Consider the following 20,536-nt stretch of genomic DNA (forward strand, 5'->3'; position numbering starts at 1 on the left):
GGTCGAACACGTTTCGATAACCACCCGCGGCCCGTGGCCGCCTCCGGTGCGCTCATCGCAGCAGCTCCCGGGTCGCCATCTCGCGCAGTTCGGTCTTGCGGACCTTGCCGCTCACCGTCATCGGGAACGTCCGTACCACCCGCACGTGGCGCGGTGTCTTGAAGCGCGCGAGCCGCCCCGCGCAGTACGCGGTCACGTCCTCGGTACTGAGCGTGGCCGCAGGGTCGCGCAGCACGACGAAGGCGAAGATCTCCTCGCCCAGCCGGTCGTCCGGTACCCCGACCACCTGGACGTCCGCGATCGCCGGATGGGTGTGCAGGAACTCCTCGATCTCGCGCGGATAGACGTTCTCCCCGCCGCGGATGATCATGTCCTTGATCCGCCCGACCGCGGACAGGTAGCCGTCCTCGCGCATCACGGCCAGGTCGCCGGTGTGCATCCAGCCCTCGGCGTCGACCGCCTCCGCGGTGCGCTCGGGCTCGTCCCAGTAGCCGAGCATCACCGAGTACCCCCGGGTGCACAGCTCGCCCGCCTCGCCGCGCGGCGCCGTCCGTCCGCTCTCCGGGTCGACCACCTTCACCTCGACGTGCGGCATCGCCCGGCCGACGGTCTCGGTGCGGCGGGCCAGGTCGTCCGTGCGCCGGGTCATGGTGGAGACCGGCGAGGTCTCGGTCATCCCGTACACGATGGCGACCTCGGCCATGTGCATGTCCGACTGGACCCGCTTCATCACCTCCACCGGGCACGGTGAACCGCCCATCAGCCCGGTCCGCAGTGAGGAGAGGTCGTAGGAGTCGAAGTCCGCCAGGCCGAGTTCGGCGATGAACATGGTCGGCACCCCGTACAGCGAGGTGGCCCGCTCGGCGGCGACGGCGCGCAGGGCGGCGGCCGGGTCGAAGCCCTGCGAGGGGATCACCACGCAGGCGCCGTGGCTGAGCGCCGCGAGGTTGCCGATCACCATGCCGAAGCAGTGGTAGAACGGCACTGGCACGCAGATCCGGTCCTGCTCGGTGTAGCCGAGCAACTCGCCTACCGAGTGGGCGTTGTTGAGGATGTTGCGGTGCGAGAGGGTGGCGCCCTTGGGGAAGCCGGTGGTGCCGGAGGTGTACTGGATGTTGATCGGCTCCTCGCAGTGCAGCGCCGGGAAGTCGCCCGCGGGGCCGGTCAGTCGTTGCCAATGCGGGTCGCCGATCCACAGCGTCCCGCGCAGCGCGGGACAGCGGCCCTCGGTCGCCGCCTCGTCGACCATCGCCCGGTAGTCGCTGCCGCGGTGGGCGGGCTGGGCCACCAGCAGGCTGACCCCGGACTGGTTCAGCACGTACGCCAGTTCATGGCTGCGGTAGGCCGGGTTGATGTTCACCAGGACGGCGCCGAGCCGGGCGGTGGCGTACTGCACCAGTACCCACTCCGGGCAGTTGAGCGCCCAGATGCCCACCCGGTCGCCCTTGGCCACCCCGTGTGCCCGCAGCCCCCGGGCCAACCGGTCGACGTCCTCGGCGAGTTCGCGGTACGTCCAGCGCCGCCCGCTCGGTACGTCCACCAGCGCCTCCCGGTCCGGGAAGGCGGACGTCACCTGGTCGAGGCGTTCTGCGATGGTGCAGGTCAACAGCGGACTCCCGGTGCTGCCAAGGGAGTAGGACGCCTGCTCGGTCACCGTTGACCTCCGGCTCATGGGCGGGTGGAGCGGGTGCGTTGGGCTGTGCTCGACCAGGCTTGGCCACGGTCCACGGTTCGTCAAGAGCGCGCGCCAGCGGGCGCGGGGGGTGCTACTCGCCCGCTCGCCTCCGGGTCCTCGTGCCCGGTGCCGACGCTCGTCCCTCGCCCTCCTCGCCCGCCATCGGCCGGGAGGTGCCCCCGGGCCGGAGGCTGGGGGATGGGTGCCCCCTCGGCCTGGGGCGTTGCGCCCCGGCCGTCCTCGGCCGTTTGCCGTGGACGGCCGGTCCCGCCCCTGGTGGCCCGGGTCGGCGCCGGCGGTGAACCCGCCCGCGCCGCCGTCCCGGCCGCCGTTCACCTCGGCCCGGATCATCGGGTCATCCGGCGCCGGAGGCCACCCTCGGTGCCGCCGCGCGTACGGGAAGTGGTGAGGGTGACGTGGGTCGAAGAGGTTCACCCGGAGGTATTGACCTGCGCCGAATACGGAGGAAACTGGTCATTACACCGGAAAACCGGACAAAGCCATTCTGGCTGGTGGAGACGTTCATCGACCCCAATGGTGATGATCCAGGATCTGGCTAAGCCCCCGGCAAGTTCGCCCGGCACCGGAATCATCAGCGACGACTGAAGGTTTCAGGACGAGATCGGAGCTACCGGGGACTGACATGTCCGGGGTCGGTGTCGTCAGCGGGGGTAGGGCCCGCGGCCTTGAACGGGCACCCGCCGCTCCCCTCGAAGGTGCCAAGATCGCTCAGCCGGTAGCCGTTCGGATACCCCCTGACCTGGCTGCTCTCCCGGGCCGGTGCCGGCTTGCGGCGTGGCGGCAACAGTCGTACCACCCGCCCGCGCAGCCGCAGTGAGGACCGGACCGCCTTCCGCAGCAGGGCGGGCGGCCGGGGGTAGCCGAAGGCTTCGCGCAGCGGGTCGTCCAGCAGGCAGATCGAGGCGGCGTGCACCGCCTCGCCGAGTGCTTTCGGGTACCAGCTCGCGGTCAGTGCCAGGGTGGCGTCGGAGACGTCCCGGCCGCCCTGGTCGAAGCCGAAGTGGGCCCGCTCGTAGTCGTCGAGCAGCCGCTCGAACTCCTGGTAGGTCTCCGGGACGCCCCGCAGGCCCATGTGGCGGCCCAGTTCGCGGTAGTAGTTGACGGCGGCCCGTAGCTCGTGCGGGGAGTACGGCCGCCAGCCGTACTCGTCCAGCCAGCGCTTGGGCACCACGACGAAGGTGGACAGGACGTAGAGGTAGTCCTCGTCGGAGATGTCGTAGCGCCGGTGCATCTGGTTCATCCGGCGGATCGCCTCGCGGCCCTGCGCGGAGTCGAAGCCGTGCTCGACCACCGCGTCCAGGATCAGCACCGTGTCGTCGTACCGCTTCTGCGTCCGCTCGGTGAACTCGCCCGTCCTGGCGAGCAGCCGGCCGATGCTCGGCACGGCGTAGGTGCGGTAGAGGGCGAAGCCCAGCGACTGGTTGGTGTCCCAGGGGAACTCGTACTGGCTGCTGATCCGGTAGATCTCGGTGAAGTCGGTCTCGGGGTCGAGCTGGTGTATCCGGTCCAACCACACGTGACGCTTCATCGGGTTCCTTCGCCGGCCGCCGCTGCCGCGACTTTCTGTTACTGAACGGTCGGCGAGACTCTACGGCCTGACGCGACGTCGGCGCGAGAGGGCCCGGCCGGTAGCCGCCCGGCCCCGGAGTCCGGCCCTGAGCCCTGTAGGTGGGGCGGCGGTGCCGCGACCGCTTGGACACCACGGCCGGGTGTCCGCTTCGAGGTCGGGTTTACCATGAAATGCGAGGTTCTCTCGGTACCCGTACCGCAGCGGTAGGGAGGCCGGTATGGCATTCGACAACGCCGGTTTTGGGGGCGTGGACGGCTCGCGCTATCTGCCGATCGCCGAGCACGGGTTGATCGGCGACCTCCGCACCGCCGCGCTGGTGGGCACCGACGGCACCATCGACTGGTACTGCTGCCCGCGCTTCGACGCACCCAGCGTGTTCGGGGCGATCCTCGACGCCGAGCGGGGCGGATTCTTCGAGCTGGCCGCCGATGTGCCGAGCCGCACCAGGCAGTTCTACTTCCCCGACACCAACGTGCTGATCACACGGTTCTTCGCCGCCGACGGGGTGGCGGAGATCCAGGACTTCATGCCGGTCGTCGACGAGTCCCGGGAGGCTGGCCGGCACCGGCTGATCCGGCGGGTGGTGTGCGTGCGCGGCGTGCTGCCGTTCCGGGTCCGGGTGGCGCCCCGGTTCGGTTACGGGGCCGAACCGCACACGGTGCGGCTGGCGGGCCATGAGGCGATCTTCGAGTCGCGGTCGCTGTCGCTGGCGCTCTCCGCCACCACGACACTGGAGTGCGACGGGAAGGACGTCATCTCGCACTTCAAGCTCCTGGAGGGCGAGTCCGCGGTGTTCGCCCTGGACCGGATCGGCGACCAGGTGGGGCCCAGGGCCTGCCCCAAGGCCGAGGCGGAGGACGAGTTCTGCGCCACGGTCGGGTTCTGGCGCCGCTGGCTGGCCGGTTCGCGCTACCACGGGCGTTGGCGGGAGACGGTGCACCGCTCCGCGCTGGTGCTGAAGCTGCTCACCTACGCGCCGACCGGCGCCATCGTGGCCGCACCGACCACCAGCCTCCCCGAGCAGATCGGCGGCGAGCGCAACTGGGACTACCGGTACGTCTGGGTCCGCGACGCCGCCTTCTGCATCTACGCCATGCTCCGGCTGGGCTTCACTTCGGAGGCCGAGGCGTTCATGGGGTTCCTGGACGAGCGGGCGGTCCGGCTGGACTCCGGGCAGGACCTCGACGCCACCGGCCCGCTGCAGATCATGTACGGCATCGACGGACGCCGCGAACTGCCCGAGTACGAGCTCGCCCACCTGGCGGGCCACCTGGGATCGGCCCCGGTCAGGATCGGCAACGCCGCCACCGACCAGCTCCAGCTGGACATCTACGGCGCGCTGATCGACTCGGTCTACCTGTACGACAAGTGGGGGCAGCCGATCGGCAGCGACCGGTGGGACGAGGTCGGCGCCGTGGTGGACTGGCTCTGCGACCACTGGGACCAGCCGGACGAAGGCGTCTGGGAGACCCGGGGCGGCCGGAGGAACTTCCTGTACTCCCGGCTGATGTGCTGGGTGGCGATCGAGCGGGCGATCCGGATGGCGAACCGGCGCGGTCTGCCCGCGGACCTCCAGCGCTGGCAGCAGAGCCGTGACGCGATCTACCGGCAGATCATGTGGCGCGGCTGGTCGGCCGAGCGGAAAGCGTTCGTCCAGTGCCTGGACGGCGACGTGCTCGACGCCGCCCTGCTGATGATGCCGATGGCCAAGTTCGTCTCGCCCACCGATCCCAAGTGGCTCTCCACCCTGGACGCGCTCACCGCGGAGCTGGTGTCGGACTCGCTGGTCTACCGTTACGACCCCGAGTCCAGCCCCGACGGCCTGCGCGGCACCGAGGGCACCTTCTCGATCTGCTCCTTCTGGTACGTCGAGGCCCTGGCCCGCGCCGGGCGCCTGGAGGAGGCCCGGCTGGCCTTCGAGAAGATGCTCACCTACGCCAACCACCTCGGCCTCTACGCAGAGGAGATCGGCCCGACCGGCGAGCAACTGGGCAACTTCCCCCAGGCGTTCACCCATCTCTCGCTGATCAGTGCCGCGTTCAACCTGGACCGGGCGCTTGGGTGACGCAACGTCAGGATCTGGCTGTCAGGATCTGCCGTGCGAAGGTCTGCCCGGTGGAGCGCAACCCCGGCCCTTGCCGGGGAAGTTGTCCGGATCCAACCTGCGCAAGCGTCAATTCCCGGCGTCCATGGGAATGTTCACGCCTTCGTTCAACGTGCACCGCGACGCCGCCCGGCCCTATGCCCGGGCCCTCTTCCGGATCGTCATGGGCATCCTCATCGCCTGCCACGGCGCGCCCCGCCGTTCGGGGTTCTCGGTGGCGCGCCGGGCGGCGGTTCCGCCCCGCCGGTGGCTGGCCTCCATCGCCGGCGCTGTCCTCGGGTGGTGTCGGCAGCGAGCCCGCAAGCTGGGTGTTCGATTTTGACGTCCGAATGCGGAGCGTGATCGAACGATCTCGGATTTCCTCGTTTGGGCAGGTCAGGGCGTTTCTGTCGTCCTATCAGATAGTTGGACTTGAATATCACTGAACATATGTTCGATCCTGAAGTGTGCCCACTTTCGATTCCGCGCTGATCCGGCCGGCCGCCCTCGCGCCGACCGGAGAAGACCTGCTGCCCGTCCTCCCCGCGCTGGCACCACTGCTGCCCGGCGGCGGGCTGCGGCGAGGCACGGCGGTGTCGGTCCTGGGCGACACCGGACTGCTGCTGGCCCTGGCGGCCGGTGCGGCGGCGGTCGAGGGCACCTGGTCGGCGGCCGTGGGGCTGCCCGACCTCGGGCTGACGGCCGCCGCCGGATACGGGTTCGACCTGCGACGACTGCTACTCGTGGACGACCCGGGGCAGCACTGGCCGGAGGTCGTCGCGGCCCTGGCCGGAGCGGTCGGGTTGATCCTGCTGCGCCCGGAGGGGCCGGTGTCCGCGCAGCTGGCGGCCAGGCTCACCGCCGTGCTGCGGCGCGGTGGCTGTGCGCTGCTGGTCGCGGGCCCCTGGCCGGGCGCCGGGCTGCGGCTGGCCGTGAAGTCCGCCCGCTGGTTCGGCCTCGGTGAGGGGTACGGACAGCTGGTGGGACGGCAGGCCGAGATCACGGCGGAGGGGCGCGGGGCCGGAGCGCGCGCACGTTCGGCGCACCTGTGGCTGCCGGACGAACACGGCACGGCGCGGGTGATCGAATCCGCGGAGTCGGTCGAGACGGTGCCCGCCGGGTCTTCCGGGGCTGCTGTGTGCTCCGGGACTGCTGTGCCTCCCGGGGTCACTGTGTTCTCCGGACCCGCCGTGCTTTCCGGACCCGCCGTGCTTTCCGGACCCGACGAGGCGGAGCCCGCGCTCGGCGGTCTCGGGCTGGCGGTGGTGTGAGCGGTGGTTCGGACAGCGGTGTGGCGACGGTGTGAGTGGTACGGCGGTGTGAGATGGCGGTGACGGCGGAGCGGGGTCCGAACCCGGACGGGGGCGCAGGCGCCGGTCCGGGCCCGGACGTGCCGCGGGTACTGGTGGTGTGGTGCCCGGACTGGCCGGTCGTGGCCACGGCGCCGGAAGCCGCCGGTACGGACCGGGCGGTCGCGGTGCTGGAGGCCGGGCGGGTGCTGGCCTGTTCGGACGCGGCCCGGGCCGCGGGCGTCCGCCGCGGACAGCGGCTGCGGCTGGCCCAGCGGCTCTGCCCTGCGCTGGAGCTCCACGACCGTGACCCGGAGGCCGAGACCCGCCTGTTCGAACCGGTGGTCGCCGCGGTGGAGGCGTTCACGCCCCGGGTCGAGGTGCTGCGCCCGGGGATGTGCGCGATCCCGGTCAAGGGGCCCGGCCGCTACTTCGGCGGCGAGGCGGCGCTGGCCACCCGGGTGCACGCGGCGGTCGCCGCGGCCCTCGCCCGGGGCACGTCCCGGCCCGCCCCGGACGCCCCGGCCGACGCACCGCCGGAGGCGGGGGTGCGGCTGCCGACCGGGCAGCGAGTCCCCGGCGACGGGCCGGAGGCCGCGAACCCCGAGGCTCGGGTGCGGCTGCCGACCGGGCAGCGAGTCCCCGGCGACGGGCCGGAGGCCGCGAACCCCGAGGCTCGGGTGCTGCCGCACTGCCAGGTCGGGGTGGCCGACGGGCTGTTCGCGGCGGTGCTGGCGGCCCGTGCCGGGGTACTCGTACCGGACGGCAGGACGGCGGAGTTCCTCGCCCCGTACCCCGTGGCCGCGCTCGGTGACGAGCCGCTGGCCGAACTGCTGGTCCGGCTCGGAGTGCACACCGTCGGCGACTTCGCCACGCTCTCCGGCCGGGCGGTCGCCGACCGCTTCGGCCCGACCGGGACGGCCGCGCACCGTCGCGCCCGAGGGCTCCAGTCCCGTCCGCTGGTGCCCCGCCCCGAGGGCCTCGACCTCGCGGTGGAACACCGCTTCGACCCGCCGGAGCTGCTCGCCGAACCACTGATCTTCATCGCCCGTACGCTCGCCGAACAGCTGCACACCCGGCTGGCCGCGGCCGGACTGGCCTGCCGGCGCTTCGCCGTCGAGGTGACCTGCGCCGACGGCCGGAGTGCCACCCGCCTCTGGCGGCACGAGGGCAAGCTCGGTCCCTTCGCACTCGCCGAACGCGTCCGCTGGCAGCTCCAGGCCTGGCAGACCGCGGGCACCTTCACGGCGGCTTCCGCCGCCGCCGCTGACGCCGCCGATGCCGACGCCGCTGACCCTGCCGACGCCGCAGGTTCCGGTGAACCCGCCGCCTCCGCCGGCTTCACCACGCTGCGCCTCGTCCCCGACGGCCTGGTGCCCGATCAGGGACGGCAGTTGGCGCTCTGGGGCCAGGCCGTGGCCGAGGACCGGGTCGAACGCGCCGTCGCCCGGGTGCAGGCGGTGCTCGGGCACGCCGGCCTGCGGCGGGCCGAGCCCGCCGGCGGCCGCGGCCCGGCCGAGCAACTGGCGCGCGTCCCCTGGGGCGAGGCGTACGAGGCACCCGCACCCGCCCCCTGGCCGGGCCGGGTGCAGGACCCGGCGCCCAGCGTGGTGCCGCGCAGCCCGGTACCGGCCACCGTCCTGGACCCGGACGGCCTGCCCGTCACCGTCAGCGGCCGGGCCGAGGTGTCCGCCCCGCCGGCCCGGCTCGTCCTGGACGGCAGGCTGCTGGAGGTCACCGGCTGGACCGGGCCCTGGCCCGCCGTCGAGTACTGGTGGGACCCGGCCCGGCGCCGCCGCCGGGCCCGCTTCCAGATCACGGTGGCCGGCGAACGGGCTCTGATGCTCACCGCCGAGGGCGGCCGCTGGTCCGTGGAGGCCGCCTACGACTGAAACCGCCCGCGACCGGCGCCGTCCGGAACCGGCGCCGGCGTACCGCCGCTACCGCACCCGCGACCGCGCGCGGACGGACGGCACGAAGGAGGCTCCGGCAGGCCGAACCGCACCACCCCGCACCACCCCGCACCACCCCGACGGAGCACGACCCGCGATGGGATTCACCAGTCACCCCTCACTCGCCTGGAACGAGTTGCGCCGCCGCATGGCCGGCCGACCGGGTGAGTCCGCGCCCGCGCCCGCGCGTACCGGCAGGTTCGAGCCGGGGGCCGACCGGACCGGCGGGCCCGCGCCCGTGCGTACCGGCGGCGATGTCGTACCGCTGCGCCGCCGCCCGTCCCCGCGTACGCCGTCGCCGTCCGGGCTCCCGCCCGGGGCGGCCGTCCCGTGGGCGGAGCTGCACACCCACTCGGCGTTCAGCTTCCTCGACGGCGCGAGCGATCCCGAGGTGCTGGCCGAGGAGGCGGTCCGGCTCGGTATCGAGACCGTCGGGCTCACCGATCACAACGGTCTGTACGGGGCGGTCCGGTTCGCCGACGCGGCAAGGGACCTGGGGCTGCGGACCGTCTTCGGCGCAGAGCTCGGGCTGAGCCCCGACGAGCACCTGCTGGTCCTGGCCCGCGGCCCGGCCGGCTACCGCCGCCTGTCCGCCGAGATCAGTGCCGCCCAGCTCGCGGGCGGTGCCAAGAACCGTCCGGCGTACGACTTCGCCAGGCTCGCCGCCGCCCATCAGGGCCAGTGGGCGGTGCTCACCGGCTGCCGCAAGGGACGGGTACCCGCCGCGCTGGCCTCCGGCGGTCCGGCGGCGGCGAAGCGCGAACTCCAGCTGCTGGTGGAGGCGTTCGGCCGGGAGAACGTCCATGTCGAACTGATCGACCAGCGCCTGCCCGGCGACGACCTGCGCAACGACCGGCTGGCCGCGCTCGCGGCGGAGCTCGGCCTGACCGTCGTCGCCTCCAACAACGTGCACCACGCCACCCCGGCCGAGGCCAGGCTGGCCCAGGGGCTGGCCGCACTGCACGAGCGCCGCACCGTCGAGCAGGCGGCCGGCTGGACGCAGGCCTCCGGCACGGCCCATCTGCGCTCCGGCCGCGAGATGGCCGCCCGGCTGGCCCGCTACCCGGGCGTCCAGCAGGCCACCGTGGAACTGGGCCGCGCCTGCGCCTTCGACTTCGGCGGGCTGGACCCCCGGCTCCCGGGCTTCCCGGTGCCCGAGGGGCAGAGCGAGATCGGCCGGCTGCGCGCCCTGGTCGCCGAGGCCGGCCCGGTCCGGTTCGGTGCCGGCAACGAGCCCGCGCTGCGCCAGCTCGTCCGCGAACTCGACGTCATCGAACAGCTGGACCTGGCGGGGTACTTCCTCATCGTCCACGACATCGTGGACTTCTGCCGGGAGCAGGACATCTGGTGCCAGGGCCGGGGCTCCGCCGCCAACTCCGCCGTCTGCTACGCCCTCGGCATCACCGCCGTGGACCCGATCCGCTACCGGCTGCTCTTCGAGCGCTTCCTCAGCGTCGAACGCGACGGGCCGCCCGACATCGACCTCGACATCGAGAACCGCCGCCGCGAGGAGGTCATCCAGTACGTCTACCGCCGCTACGGGCGCGAGCACGCCGCCCAGGTCGCCAACGTCATCACCTACCGGCCCCGGCTGGCGCTGCGCGACGCGGCCCGGGTGCTCGGCTACCCGCAGGGGCAGATCGAGGACTTCACCCGGCAGGTCGACTTCCACGGCCCACCGGGAGCGGACGCGGTGATCCCCGCCGACGTGCTCGACCTCGGCCGCCAACTCCACGGGCTGCCGAGGCACCTGGGCATCCACTCGGGCGGCATGGTGCTCACCCGGGAACCGGTCGGCGAGATCTGCCCCACCGAGTGGGCCCGGATGCCCGGGCGCTCGGTGCTGCAGTGGGACAAGGACTCCACCGCCGGGGCCGGGCTGGTCAAGATCGACCTGCTCGGTCTCGGCATGCTCTCCGCCCTGCACGACACCTGCGACCTGATCGCCGCCCACCACGGCCGCCAGCTCGACCTGGCGGCCATTCCGCCGGATGACGGGGCGGTGTACGAGATGCTCTGCCGGGCCGACACGGTCGGCGTCTTCCAGGTCGAGTCGCGGGCCCAGATGGCCACCCTGCCGAGACTGAAGCCGCGCGAGTTCTACGACCTGGTGGTCGAGGTCGCGCTGATCCGGCCCGGACCGATCCAGGGCGGCTCCGTCCACCCCTACCTGCGCCGCCGCGCCGGGGTCGAACCGGCCCACTGCGCGCACCCGTTGATGGAGAACGCCCTGAGCAAGACCCTCGGGGTGCCGCTGTTCCAGGAGCAGATGATGCAACTGGCCATCGACTGCGCCGGGTTCACCCCGGCCGAGGCCGACCGGCTGCGCCAGGCGATGGGCGCCAAACGCTCCCACCGGCGGGTCGCCGAACTGCGGCAGCGCCTGTTGGACGGCATGGCAGAGCGCGGCATCCGCGCCGACATCGCCGAGGACGTCTACGCCAAGATCGAGGCGTTCTCCAACTACGGCTTCCCGGAGAGCCACGCGATCAGCTTCGCCTACCTGGTGTACGCCAGCGCCTGGCTCAAGCACCACTACCCGGCCGCCTTCACCTGCGCCCTGCTGGCCAACCAACCCATGGGCTTCTACTCGCCGTTGAGCCTGGTCGCCGATGTCCGGCGGCACGGCGTCCAGGTCCTCGGGGTGGACGTCAACGCCAGTGCCCCGAGGCCCACCCTGGAACCCGACCCGGACCTGCCCGGCCGCGGCCGGGCAGGTCGGCCCGTCAACCCGCGGCCCGCCACCCCGCAGCCCGCCATCCGGCTCGGGCTGACCACCGTCCGGGGGATCGGTGCCCCGCAGGCCGAGGCGATCGCCGCCGGGCAGCCCTACGCGGACCTGGAGGACTTCGCCCGGCGCACGGCCCTGCCCGCGCCGGTCCTGGAGGCACTGGCCACGGCCGGGGCCTTCGGCTGCTTCGGGCTGACCAGGCGCCAGGCGCTGTGGTCCGCCGGGGTGTACGCGACCGTCTCGCCGGACACCCTGCCGGGAACCGCCCCCGGTGTGGATGCGCCGCCGCTGCCCGCCATGACCCCGGTCGAGGAGACCATCGCCGACCTCTGGGCCACCGGCACCTCCGCCACCAGCCACCCCATGCAGCATCTGCGCCCCACCCTCGACCGGGGCGGAGTCCTCCCGGCATCGGCCCTCCCGGGGATCGAGCCCGGCACCTCCGTCCTGGTCGGCGGACTGGTGACGCACCGCCAGCGTCCACCGACCGCAGGCGGTGTCCTCTTCCTCAGCCTGGAGGACGAGACCGGCCTGATCAACGTGGTCTGCAGCCGCCCGGTGTGGGAGCCCAACCGCCGTACCGCCCTGGACCGGGCGGGCCTCCTCGTCCACGGCCTGGTGGAGCGCGACCACGGCGCCACCAACCTGGTCGCCACCCGTCTGACCGCGCTCCGCATCGGTGTCTGAGGCATCGGTGTCTGAGGCATCGGTATCGAGCGCCGGGGGTCTGGCGTCCGGCCCTCATCGGTCAGGTACGTGCCCTGAAGCCGTCGGACGGGGCCCCGGGTTGTGTGCCACGGCGCGCCGGAGCCCAGGCCGGGGTCACCCGTGCCGGGGCTGTCGGACGGTGTAGCTGCCTGGTCGGACAGGAGATCTCCTGCCTTGACTCCGGCGACGGACGCCGACCATGCGTCGGCGGGTCCGGTCAGCCGGCCGCCCCCGGCGGTCGGCCGCCTCCGGGGGGACCGGCGAACGCCTGGGCGATCGGCAGCCAGGCCGACGCCGTGGCGCCCTCGGCGTGCAGTGCCAGGTCGTCCCGGTGCCGACGCTGGGTCACCAGCAGGCAGAAGTCCAGTGCGGGACCGCTCACCCCCTCCGCCGCGTCCTCGGGGCCCCAGGTCCACGATTCGCCGGTGGGCGCGGTGAGTTCGACCCGGAGCGGCAGGTCCGGTGGCGGTACCGGCAGCCCGTGGAGGGCGAACGCGAACCCCATGGTCCGCACGCCCAGGTGGGCCACCTGCCGCAGCCGGCCCGTCGGCTCGCGCTCCACGCCGAGGGCGTCCGCGACGTCCTGCCCGTGCGCCCAGGTCTCCATCAGCCGGGCGGTGGCCATGGTGGCGGGCTTCATCGGCGGCCCGAACCACGGCAGTCGGAGCCCCGCGGCCTCCGCCTCGCGCAGGGCGGACGCCAACTCCGGCCGCCCCGCACGCCAACGGCCCAGCAGCGCGGCCACTTCCTCGCCCGCGCCCTCCGCCGCGCCCGCCTCGATCGGATCCGCGCCGGAGGTGAACTCGCGCTCGGCGGCGGTCCGGAAGCCCTCCGGGTCGCGGGCCGCCAGCAGCGACCAGCGGTCCGTCCAGGCCAGGTGGGCGATCTGGTGGGCGATGGTCCAGCCGGCGGCCGGGGTCGGGGTGGCCAGCCCGGCCCGGTCCAGTCCGGCGACCAGGCCGTCCAGGTCGGCGCTCTCGGCCCGCAGGTCGTCCAGCAGCGAGGTGAGCTCTGCCATCCGGGTGCCCTTCCTTCGTCTCCAGCGGCGAGGTGCTGCGGCGTCCACAGCGTAACGGCCTGACCGGGCCGGGCGGTCGGGATTCCGGTCGGAAGTCCGCCGCCCGGCCCGGACCGATCTGAGGAACCGCCACCCGGCCCACCCTGGTCAGTTGACCTGCCGCTCGTGTCCCTCCCAGTAGGGCGAGCGCAGCCGGAACTTCTGCAGCTTGCCGGTGGCGGTCCTGGGCAGCGCGTCGCGGAACTCCACCGAGGTCGGGCACTTGTAGCCGGCCAGCCGCTGTTTGCAGTGCGCGATCAGCTCGGCCTCGTCGGCGCGGTGCCCGTCCTTGAGGACGACCAGCGCCTTGACGGTCTCGCCCCACTTGGCGTCCGGCACGCCGATCACCGCGACCTCCAGGACCGCCGGGTGGCGGTAGAGGCAGTCCTCCACCTCGATCGAGGAGACGTTCTCGCCACCGGAGATGATGACGTCCTTCTTCCGGTCGGCGATGGCGAGGTAGCCGTCAGTCAGGGTGCCGCCGTCGCCGCTGTGGAACCAGCCGTCCTTCAGCACCGCCTCCGTCTCCTCCGCCTGCTGCCAGTAGCCCTCCAGCACCGTGTTGGAGCGGACGAGCACCTCACCCTGCCCGTCCACCCGCAGCCGGGTGCCCAGCGCGGGCGCACCGGCCTGTGCCAGCTTCTCCGCACGCTCGGTGGCGGGGAGCGCGTCCCACTCGGCCCGGCCCCGGTTGACCGTGACCAGGGGAGAGGTCTCGGTCAGGCCGTAGAGCTGCATGAACTCCCAGCCCAGCTCGTCCTCGAAGCGCTGCACCATCGCGGTGGGCGGCGGTGCGCCCGCGATGACCATACGGACCCGGTCCCGTCCGGGGACCGGCCCCTCCCAGTCGGCGGCGGCCTCCAGGATCATCGCCGCGACGGCGGGTGCGCCGCTCAGGAAGGTCACCCCGTGCCGCTCGACCCGGCGCAGGATCTCGGCGCCGTCCACCTTGCGCAGGATGACGTGCTGGGCGCCGAGCCCGGTCAGCCCGAACGGCAGGCCCCAGCCGTTGACGTGGAACAGCGGCAGCGTGTGCAGGTAGACGTCCCGGTCGCTCGCCCCGAAGTGCAGTCCCATCAGCACCGCGTTGAGCCACAGGTTGCGGTGGGTGAGCTGGACTCCCTTGGGACGGGCGGTGGTTCCGCTGGTGTAGTTGACGGTCGCGGTCTGCGACTCGCCGACCGGGTGCCGGACCGGCTCGTTCGCGAAGTCGTACAGCACCTCGTCGCTCTCGGCGCCGAACACGAACCGGTGCTTGACCGCGATCCCGGCGAGCGCCTCGTCCAGTTCCGGGTCCACCAATAGGACGGAGGCGCCGCTCTGTTCGACGATGTACGCCACCTCCTCCGCCTTCAGCCGGAAGTTGACCGGTACCAGGATCCGGCCGTGGCCGCTCACCCCGTACAGCGAGGTCATCAGGCGGGCCGAGTTGTGCGAGACGACGGCGACCCGCTCGCCGGGACCGACGCCGAGCCGGTCCAGGCCGGCGGCCTGGGCGCGGGCCAGCTCGGCCATCCGTCGGTACGTCACCTCGCCCCAGGATTCGGCTGGTTGGACCGGCTCGTCGATCAGACCGACGCGGCCCGGGTAGACCAGCTCGGCCCGGTCGAGGAAGTCCATCACGGTGAGTGGTGTCTGCATGACGCCACTCTGCCCGGCCTCGCCGCCTCCCGGCTATCCCTGATCGAGAGCGCGGCCGTGATGTTCACTCCCGGCCGATAACTGTGCCCGTCAGTCCGGCCGTCACCCGGATCGTCACCCTGCCGTCACCCCTGTCACTCCGGGCGTCACCCCGACCGAGTGCAGGGCGGCCGCGAGGCGATCGCGCACCTCGCGCTGCGCCGCGATCCGCCGTTCCAGCACGGCGAGCCGGTCCAACGCCACCTGCAGGCCCTTCGCGGAGGGGGCGGCGGTGGTCAAGTCGCCGTCCAGGCAGGGCAGGAAGACCCGGACGTCGTCCAGCGTCAGGCCGGCTTCCAGCAGATGGCGGATGTTGCGCACCCGGTTGACGGCTTCGACGCCGTACGAGCGGTAGCCGTTGTCCGAACGCTCGGAGTGGATCAGGCCGGCCTGCTCGTAGTGCCGCAGGGCGCGGACCGACACGCCAGAGGCCGTGGCCAGTTCACCGATCCGCACCGTCCGTCGCCCCCACGCACCCCGCCGGTCTCACGAGACGACCGCGCCGCCGTCCACGGGGAAGACTACGCCGGTGACGAAGGAGCTCTGCGGGCAGGCCAGCCGGGTGATCGCCCAGGCGACCTCCTCGGGCCGGCCGAGCCGGCCGAGCGGGGTGTGGGCGATCTGCCAGTCGCGGATCCGGGCGCTCTGCTCCGGCGTGTGTCCCGAGTGCTCGCCGATCGGCGTCTCGATCGCACCCGGGGCGACGGCGACCACCCGGACGCCGCGCGGAGCGAGCTCCACCGCCCAGCTGGGGCGGCGGCTCAGCCGAGTTGGATCGAGCGCTTGGCGAGGCCCATCCAGAAGCCGTCGATGACGCTGCGCTGCGAGTCGAGGTCGGCCTCTCCCGCGCCGAGGGTGACGAAGAGCGGTGCGAAGTGCTCGGTCCGGGGGTGGGCCAACCTCGCGGCGGGAGCCTTGCGTTCGAAGTCGAGCAGTGCGTCCAGGTCCTGGGCGGCCATGGCGCGCCGGCCCCAGTCGTCGAACTCGGCCATCACGGAGGGCACTCGGCCGTCGGGGCTGATCGCCCGCAGGTTGTGGGTGAAGAAGCCACTGCCGACGATCAGCACGCCCTCGTCGCGCAGCGGAGCCAGCCGGCGGCCGATCTCCAGTAGCCGCTGGGGGTCGAGGGTCGGCATCGAGACCTGGAGCACCGGGATGTCGGCGTCCGGGAACATTTCCGCCAGCGGCACGTAGGCGCCGTGGTCCAGCCCGCGGTCGGGGATGTCCTGGAGCGGGACGCCGGGGGCGCGCAGCAGCTTGCGCACGTTCTCCGCGAGCTCCGGTGCGCCGGGGGCGGTGTACTGGACCCGGTAGTAGTGCTCGGGGAAGCCCCAGAAGTCGTAGACCAGTGGCACGGGGGTGGTCGCACCCAGGGCAAGCGGGGCCTCCTCCCAGTGCGCGGAGATCATCAGGATCGCCCTCGGTCGGGGCAACTCGGCCGACCAGGCCGCCAGCTCACCGGGCCAGACCGGATCGTCGGCCAGCGGGGGTGCGCCGTGCGAGAGGTAGAGGGTGGGCATGCGCGTGGGGGCGGCGGTGGTCATGGTGTGCTCGACTCCCGGCTAAGTAGTTCAAATTTGAACCTCGCGTTCGACGGTACACCTTCGTTCGAATTTGAACAACAGGGTAGAATGGCGTCATGGACGAACCCCGTTGGCTCGACGAGCAGGAGATGGCCGCCTGGCGGGGCTTCGTCGTCGCCAGCAACCTGATCGAACGGCGCTTGGAGCAGCAGCTCAAGGAGAACGCCGGACTCTCCCACACCCAGTACGAGATCCTGGTGCAGCTCTCCGCGGCGCCCGACGGCTCGCTGCGGATGACCGACCTGGCCGACCGGCTGGTCACCTCCAAGAGTGGCCTGACCTACCAGGTCACCCAGATGGAGAAGGCGGGGATGGTCCGCCGCCGCTCCTGTGCCAGCGATGTGCGCGGGGTGTTCGCCGAGCTGACCGAGGAGGGCTGGCGGGTCCTGCGGGAGGCCGCGCCGGGGCATGTCGCCACCGTGCGCGAAGTGCTGATCGACGTGCTGAGCCGGGAGCAGCTGGCGATGCTGGGCGAGAGCCTGGGTGAGGTCAGCGATCGGCTGCGGGCGGCCGAGCGCCGGAGTTCGGAACGCCGGGGCGCGGAGCGCTGACGGTGGTGCGCGGCCGACGGGTCGGTGCGCGGGTCGATCCGGTCCTCGGGGTTGGCGGGCCGCCGCGGCCGGTGGGCGAGGGCCCGATCGACCTGGTCGCCCCCGCCGGCGCCTTCCCGCCTCCGCCCCCGCCGGCGCCTTCCCGCCTCCGCCCCCGCCGGCGCCTTCCCGCCTCCGCCGGCGCCTTCCCGCCTCCGCCCCCGCCGGCGCCTTCCCGCCCTGGTCCTCGTCCTCGTCGCAGGGTCGGTGCGATCGCCGCTGAAGCACTGCGGCTACCGTTCGGCCGCCGCGGCTTTCCTCAAGTCAACTGGTCAGCAGTGGAAGCGACCTGAGGCCGGTGAGGTCAGGGGAGGCCATGAAGGTCGGCGGGTTGTCCGGGTCGGTGCGCAGCACCGGGAACCGGTCCAACAGGATGTTCAGCGCGATCCGGCCCTCCAGTCGGGCCAGCGGCGCGCCCAGGCAGAAGTGGATGCCACGGCCGAACCCGAGGTGGGGGTTCGGGTCCCGGGTGGGGTCGAAGGCGTCCGGGTCGGCGAACTGACGCTGGTCCCGGTTGGCGGCCGCGAGCCGCACCGCGAGCACCTCGTCCTTGGGCACCCGCTGCCCGGCGATCTCCACCTCAGTGGTGGTGACGCGGAGGACGGCCGTAAACGGGGTCAGGAGCCGCAGCGACTCCTCGATCGCGCCCGGTATCAGCGAGCGGTCCTCGCGCGCCCGAGTCGCCTGCTCGGGGTTGGCGTCCAGGCACAGCACCGTGTTGCCCAGCAGCATGGTGGTGGTGATGTGTCCGGCGGTCAGCAGCAGGTTCGCGAAGTTCGCCACCTCCCGGTCGGTGAGCCGCTCGCCGTCGACCTCCGCCTGCACGAGCAAGGTCAGCAAGTCCTCCCGGGGCTGCCGCCTGCGCTCGTCGGCGTGCGCGCCGAGGTAGTCGATCATGACCTGCACCTGTTCCATCCGCCGCTGGAGGAGGCGCTTCTGCTCTTCGCTCTGGTTGGCCACCGAGAACTGGTCGTCGTTGTCGAAGAGTTGGTCCACCCACTCCCGGAACTTCGTGCGGTCACTGCTCGGCACGCCCAGCAGCTCGGCGATGACGGTGACCGGGAGCGGATACGCCAAGTCGTTGACCAGCTCGAGCCGGTTCCGGTCGGCCACCTGGTCGAGGAACTCGTGGGTGAGCCTGCCGATCCGCGGTTCGAGTTCGGCCACGACCTTCGGGGTGAAGGCGTGGCTGACCAGCTTGCGCAGCTTGCGGTGCTCCGGCGGATCCAGCTGCACCAGGTTGCCGGCCGTGAGCGAGTCGTCGGCGTCGGGGATGAACCGCCGGGTGGTGTCGGAGGAGTAGGTGCCCGGGTCACCGAGGATCTCGAGCGCCTCCTGATAGCCGTAGACGTTCCAGAAGCCGAGCTTCTCGTCGTACTGGATGCGCTGCTCCGGCTGCCTTCCGCGCAGCCAGAACTGCTTCGGGTGGCCACCCCATTCGTCGACAGGGATGATCATCGTTGGTTTCCCTCCAGTGGAGTCCAGTGGATGGTGTTCCGATGGTGTGTCGAGCGGACGGTGCATCAGGTGAACGATGCGCTGGGTGGGTGGAGTTCCGCGTGGTTGGTATCCGTACGGACGGATGAGGAAGCGGCAGGTCGGGCGCGCCGGACCAGGATGTCGCCGTAGGCGGTGTGGGCCTCGCCTCGGAGTCGTCTCGCGTGCAGCCGCGTCGAGTGGGAGCGGGCTCAGGCGGTGGCGAGTGCGACCTCGGTGGCCTTGATCAGGGCGACGACCGGAGTGCCGGCCGCGAGCCCGAGCTCTGCCGCGGCGTCCGCGGTGATCGCCGCGGTCAGCTCGCCGCCCGCGACCGCGATCTTGACGCCGGCCATCGCGCCGCCGGTGACGACCTCGGACACGGTGCCCGGCAGCTGGTTGCGGATGCTCAGCCCGGTGACCGGGCCGGTGGCGAGCGCGACCTCGGTGGCCTTGACCAGCGCGCGGACCTCACTGCCCGCACCGAGACCGAGCTCCCGTACGGCGTCCAGCGTGATTGCCGCGGTGAGTTCCTGTCCGCCCGTCAGGCTGACCTTGACGCTGGCCATGACCTCGCCGGCGGCGATGGCGGTGACCCTGCCGAGCAGCTGGTTGCGGATGCTCAGGCTCATGGGATGACCTCGATTCGGGATCGCTCGCAGCCGCCGTCCCACGGCTGCCCTCATTCTCTCCGGGCCCTGTTCCGCGCCTGCCGTCACGGAGTTGCTCCCGCGGTCGCCACCTCGGAGCTGTTCACGGTGCGGCTCTCTCGAAGCCGCTCGCAGGGCAACTCGCTCAGGACGCCTCCGCCCGGAGCGGTGCCGCGACGCCCCCTCGCTCAGGCCAGCGCCGCCGCCCGGACGCAGAGCACGTCCGGCAGGTGCGAGGTGATCAGCGTCCAGCTGTCGCCGTCGTTCGCGCTGCCGTAGACCTCGCCGTTGCGGTTGCCGAAGTACACCCCGGCCGGTTCGCCGTCGTCGGTGCAGAGCGCGTCGCGCAGCACCACACCGTAGTGGTCTCCTTCCGGCAGGCCGTCGGAGAGCGGGTGCCAGCTGGCACCCGCGTCCTGGGTGCGGAAGATCCGGCAGCGGTGGCCGACCGGGAGCCGGGCGTAGTCGGCGTCGAGCGGGAAGAGGTAGGCCGTGCCGGGCTGGCGGGGGTGGGTGGCGACGCCGAACCCGAACGTCGCGGGGAGGTCACTGCCGACGTCCTGCCAGTGGCCGCCGCCGTCGTCGCTGCGATAGACCCCGCCGTGGTTCTGCAGGTACAGGCGATCGCGGTCGACGGGGTCGGCCGCCACCTTGTGCACGCACTGGCCGAACTCCGGGTACTGGTTCGGCAGGAACGGCGCCCGGATGCCGGTGTTGGCGGGATGCCAGGCCCGGCCGCCGTCCGCCGTGCGGTACACCCCGCCGGCGGAGACCGCGACCGTCAGCACGTTCGCGTCGCGCGGATCGGTGATGACGGTGTGCAGGCCCTGGCCGCCGAACCCGGCCGCCCAGTCCTTTCGCTGCGGGTGCGACCAGAGCGACTCGTCCAGGGTGAAGCTCTCGCCGCGGTCCTCCGAGCGGAACAGGGCGGCGGGCTGTGTCCCCGCGTACACCACGCCGGGGGCCTCCTCTCCCGCGGGCTGGAGCTGCCAGACCCGCTCCAGCGAGGTCCCGGTGTGCGCGGGGAAGCGTACGGCCGGGCGGGGCGGGTCCTGCCAGCTCGTGCCCAGGTCGTCGGACCACTGCACGGACGGTCCCCAGTGGCTGCTGTCGGCCCCGACCAGCAGCCGCACCCGTCCGTCCCGCCGGTCGATCCCGATCGAGTAGATCGCGTTCATCTGGAAGTGCGGCCCGCTGAACTCCCACCGCACCCGGTCGGGGCTGCGTCCCAGGAAGAGGCCCTTCCGCGTGCCGACGGCCAACAGTGTCTCGCTCATGACGCAACCATCCGGGCGGTGAGGTACGGCCCCCCGCCCGTCAGTCTCCTCCCGCAGCCGCAGGCCCCGCACGTCTTCGCCCCGGCGAGTCGGGGGGATCGTCCCGGGTCAAGGGGCCGTCGCGGGCCCTGCCACACGCGGGGGAGGGCCCTGGAGGTCGCGGGCCCCGCCACGCACGGGAGGCGGTGCCCTGG

General features: G+C 72.5%; 14 protein-coding genes and 1 pseudogene. 5 read left to right on the plus strand and 10 right to left on the minus strand.

From position 1 onward, the window contains the following. Positions 1-52: 52 nt before the first annotated feature. Together ACZ5ON_RS02745 and ACZ5ON_RS02750 are read right to left on the minus strand one after the other, a co-directional pair. A complete protein-coding gene (locus tag ACZ5ON_RS02745; protein ID WP_465584271.1) occupies positions 53-1,672 on the minus strand; it encodes an AMP-binding protein in 1,620 nt (539 codons plus the stop codon). Positions 1,673-2,303: 631 nt separating this feature from the next. Further along, on the minus strand, positions 2,304-3,224 hold the full coding sequence (locus ACZ5ON_RS02750) for an oxygenase MpaB family protein (protein ID WP_465584274.1): 921 nt from the start codon (positions 3,222-3,224) through the stop codon (positions 2,304-2,306). A 259-nt stretch (positions 3,225-3,483) separates the two neighbouring features. Here ACZ5ON_RS02750 and ACZ5ON_RS02755 point away from each other — a divergent pair, with 259 nt between their 5' ends. The 4 genes from ACZ5ON_RS02755 (at position 3,484) to ACZ5ON_RS02770 (ending at position 12,008) form a co-directional block, all read left to right on the plus strand. Continuing rightward, positions 3,484-5,331: a glycoside hydrolase family 15 protein gene (locus ACZ5ON_RS02755; protein WP_465584277.1), complete on the plus strand. Its 1,848-nt coding sequence runs from the start codon at positions 3,484-3,486 to the stop codon at positions 5,329-5,331. Positions 5,332-5,816: 485 nt separating this feature from the next. Then, positions 5,817-6,620 (plus strand): hypothetical protein, encoded by an 804-nt coding sequence (locus ACZ5ON_RS02760; RefSeq protein ID WP_465584280.1) that lies wholly within the window; start codon positions 5,817-5,819, stop codon positions 6,618-6,620. Between the two features lie 161 nt (positions 6,621-6,781). Further along, a complete protein-coding gene (locus ACZ5ON_RS02765; RefSeq protein WP_465584284.1) occupies positions 6,782-8,530 on the plus strand; it encodes a DNA polymerase Y family protein in 1,749 nt (582 codons plus the stop codon). A gap of 157 nt (positions 8,531-8,687) precedes the next feature. Continuing rightward, positions 8,688-12,008, plus strand: coding sequence for an error-prone DNA polymerase (locus ACZ5ON_RS02770; RefSeq protein ID WP_465584287.1), 3,321 nt, complete (start codon positions 8,688-8,690; stop codon positions 12,006-12,008). A gap of 238 nt (positions 12,009-12,246) precedes the next feature. Here ACZ5ON_RS02770 and ACZ5ON_RS02775 read toward each other — a convergent pair whose 3' ends face one another. The 5 genes and pseudogenes from ACZ5ON_RS02775 to ACZ5ON_RS02795 all read right to left on the minus strand — a co-directional run bounded on the left by ACZ5ON_RS02775 (position 12,247) and on the right by ACZ5ON_RS02795 (position 16,310). Then, positions 12,247-13,047, minus strand: coding sequence for a TIGR03084 family metal-binding protein (locus ACZ5ON_RS02775; protein WP_465584290.1), 801 nt, complete (start codon positions 13,045-13,047; stop codon positions 12,247-12,249). A 147-nt stretch (positions 13,048-13,194) separates the two neighbouring features. Continuing rightward, positions 13,195-14,727: an AMP-binding protein gene (locus ACZ5ON_RS02780; protein ID WP_465584294.1), complete on the minus strand. Its 1,533-nt coding sequence runs from the start codon at positions 14,725-14,727 to the stop codon at positions 13,195-13,197. A 114-nt stretch (positions 14,728-14,841) separates the two neighbouring features. After that, positions 14,842-15,222, minus strand: a complete 381-nt coding sequence (locus tag ACZ5ON_RS02785; protein ID WP_465584297.1) for a MerR family transcriptional regulator — start codon at positions 15,220-15,222, stop codon at positions 14,842-14,844. 30 nt (positions 15,223-15,252) lie between these two features. Next, positions 15,253-15,516 (minus strand): annotated as a pseudogene (locus ACZ5ON_RS02790) (SDR family NAD(P)-dependent oxidoreductase); the annotation flags it as partial. An 11-nt stretch (positions 15,517-15,527) separates the two neighbouring features. Beyond that, positions 15,528-16,310 (minus strand): dioxygenase family protein, encoded by a 783-nt coding sequence (locus ACZ5ON_RS02795; RefSeq protein ID WP_465584301.1) that lies wholly within the window; start codon positions 16,308-16,310, stop codon positions 15,528-15,530. A gap of 95 nt (positions 16,311-16,405) precedes the next feature. Here ACZ5ON_RS02795 and ACZ5ON_RS02800 point away from each other — a divergent pair, with 95 nt between their 5' ends. Continuing rightward, positions 16,406-16,900, plus strand: a complete 495-nt coding sequence (locus ACZ5ON_RS02800; RefSeq protein ID WP_465584304.1) for a MarR family winged helix-turn-helix transcriptional regulator — start codon at positions 16,406-16,408, stop codon at positions 16,898-16,900. Between the two features lie 303 nt (positions 16,901-17,203). On the opposite strand, the gene ACZ5ON_RS02805 is transcribed toward ACZ5ON_RS02800, so the two are convergent. The 3 genes from ACZ5ON_RS02805 to ACZ5ON_RS02815 all read right to left on the minus strand — a co-directional run bounded on the left by ACZ5ON_RS02805 (position 17,204) and on the right by ACZ5ON_RS02815 (position 20,342). Further along, complete coding sequence (locus ACZ5ON_RS02805; RefSeq protein ID WP_465584307.1) at positions 17,204-18,397, minus strand: cytochrome P450; 1,194 nt, start codon at positions 18,395-18,397, stop codon at positions 17,204-17,206. Between the two features lie 230 nt (positions 18,398-18,627). Then, positions 18,628-19,047: a TOBE domain-containing protein gene (locus ACZ5ON_RS02810; protein ID WP_465584310.1), complete on the minus strand. Its 420-nt coding sequence runs from the start codon at positions 19,045-19,047 to the stop codon at positions 18,628-18,630. 206 nt (positions 19,048-19,253) lie between these two features. Further along, positions 19,254-20,342, minus strand: coding sequence for a WD40/YVTN/BNR-like repeat-containing protein (locus ACZ5ON_RS02815; RefSeq protein WP_465584313.1), 1,089 nt, complete (start codon positions 20,340-20,342; stop codon positions 19,254-19,256). Between the last annotated feature and the right edge of the window lie 194 nt (positions 20,343-20,536).

This window comes from Kitasatospora sp. NPDC032150 (genome assembly GCF_055579945.1).

What these genes read in the sequence shown, in the direction of transcription:
- ACZ5ON_RS02750 (WP_465584274.1), bottom strand. Translation starts at nt 3,224, where the DNA reads ATGAAGCGTCACGTGTGGTTGGACCGGATACACCAGCTCGACCCCGAG.
- ACZ5ON_RS02810 (WP_465584310.1), bottom strand. Translation starts at nt 19,047, where the DNA reads ATGAGCCTGAGCATCCGCAACCAGCTGCTCGGCAGGGTCACCGCCATC.
- ACZ5ON_RS02745 (WP_465584271.1), bottom strand. Translation starts at nt 1,672, where the DNA reads ATGAGCCGGAGGTCAACGGTGACCGAGCAGGCGTCCTACTCCCTTGGC.
- ACZ5ON_RS02755 (WP_465584277.1), top strand. Translation starts at nt 3,484, where the DNA reads ATGGCATTCGACAACGCCGGTTTTGGGGGCGTGGACGGCTCGCGCTAT.
- ACZ5ON_RS02800 (WP_465584304.1), top strand. Translation starts at nt 16,406, where the DNA reads ATGGACGAACCCCGTTGGCTCGACGAGCAGGAGATGGCCGCCTGGCGG.
- ACZ5ON_RS02775 (WP_465584290.1), bottom strand. Translation starts at nt 13,047, where the DNA reads ATGGCAGAGCTCACCTCGCTGCTGGACGACCTGCGGGCCGAGAGCGCC.
- ACZ5ON_RS02780 (WP_465584294.1), bottom strand. Translation starts at nt 14,727, where the DNA reads ATGCAGACACCACTCACCGTGATGGACTTCCTCGACCGGGCCGAGCTG.
- ACZ5ON_RS02805 (WP_465584307.1), bottom strand. Translation starts at nt 18,397, where the DNA reads ATGATCATCCCTGTCGACGAATGGGGTGGCCACCCGAAGCAGTTCTGG.
- ACZ5ON_RS02770 (WP_465584287.1), top strand. Translation starts at nt 8,688, where the DNA reads ATGGGATTCACCAGTCACCCCTCACTCGCCTGGAACGAGTTGCGCCGC.
- ACZ5ON_RS02795 (WP_465584301.1), bottom strand. Translation starts at nt 16,310, where the DNA reads ATGACCACCGCCGCCCCCACGCGCATGCCCACCCTCTACCTCTCGCAC.
- ACZ5ON_RS02815 (WP_465584313.1), bottom strand. Translation starts at nt 20,342, where the DNA reads ATGAGCGAGACACTGTTGGCCGTCGGCACGCGGAAGGGCCTCTTCCTG.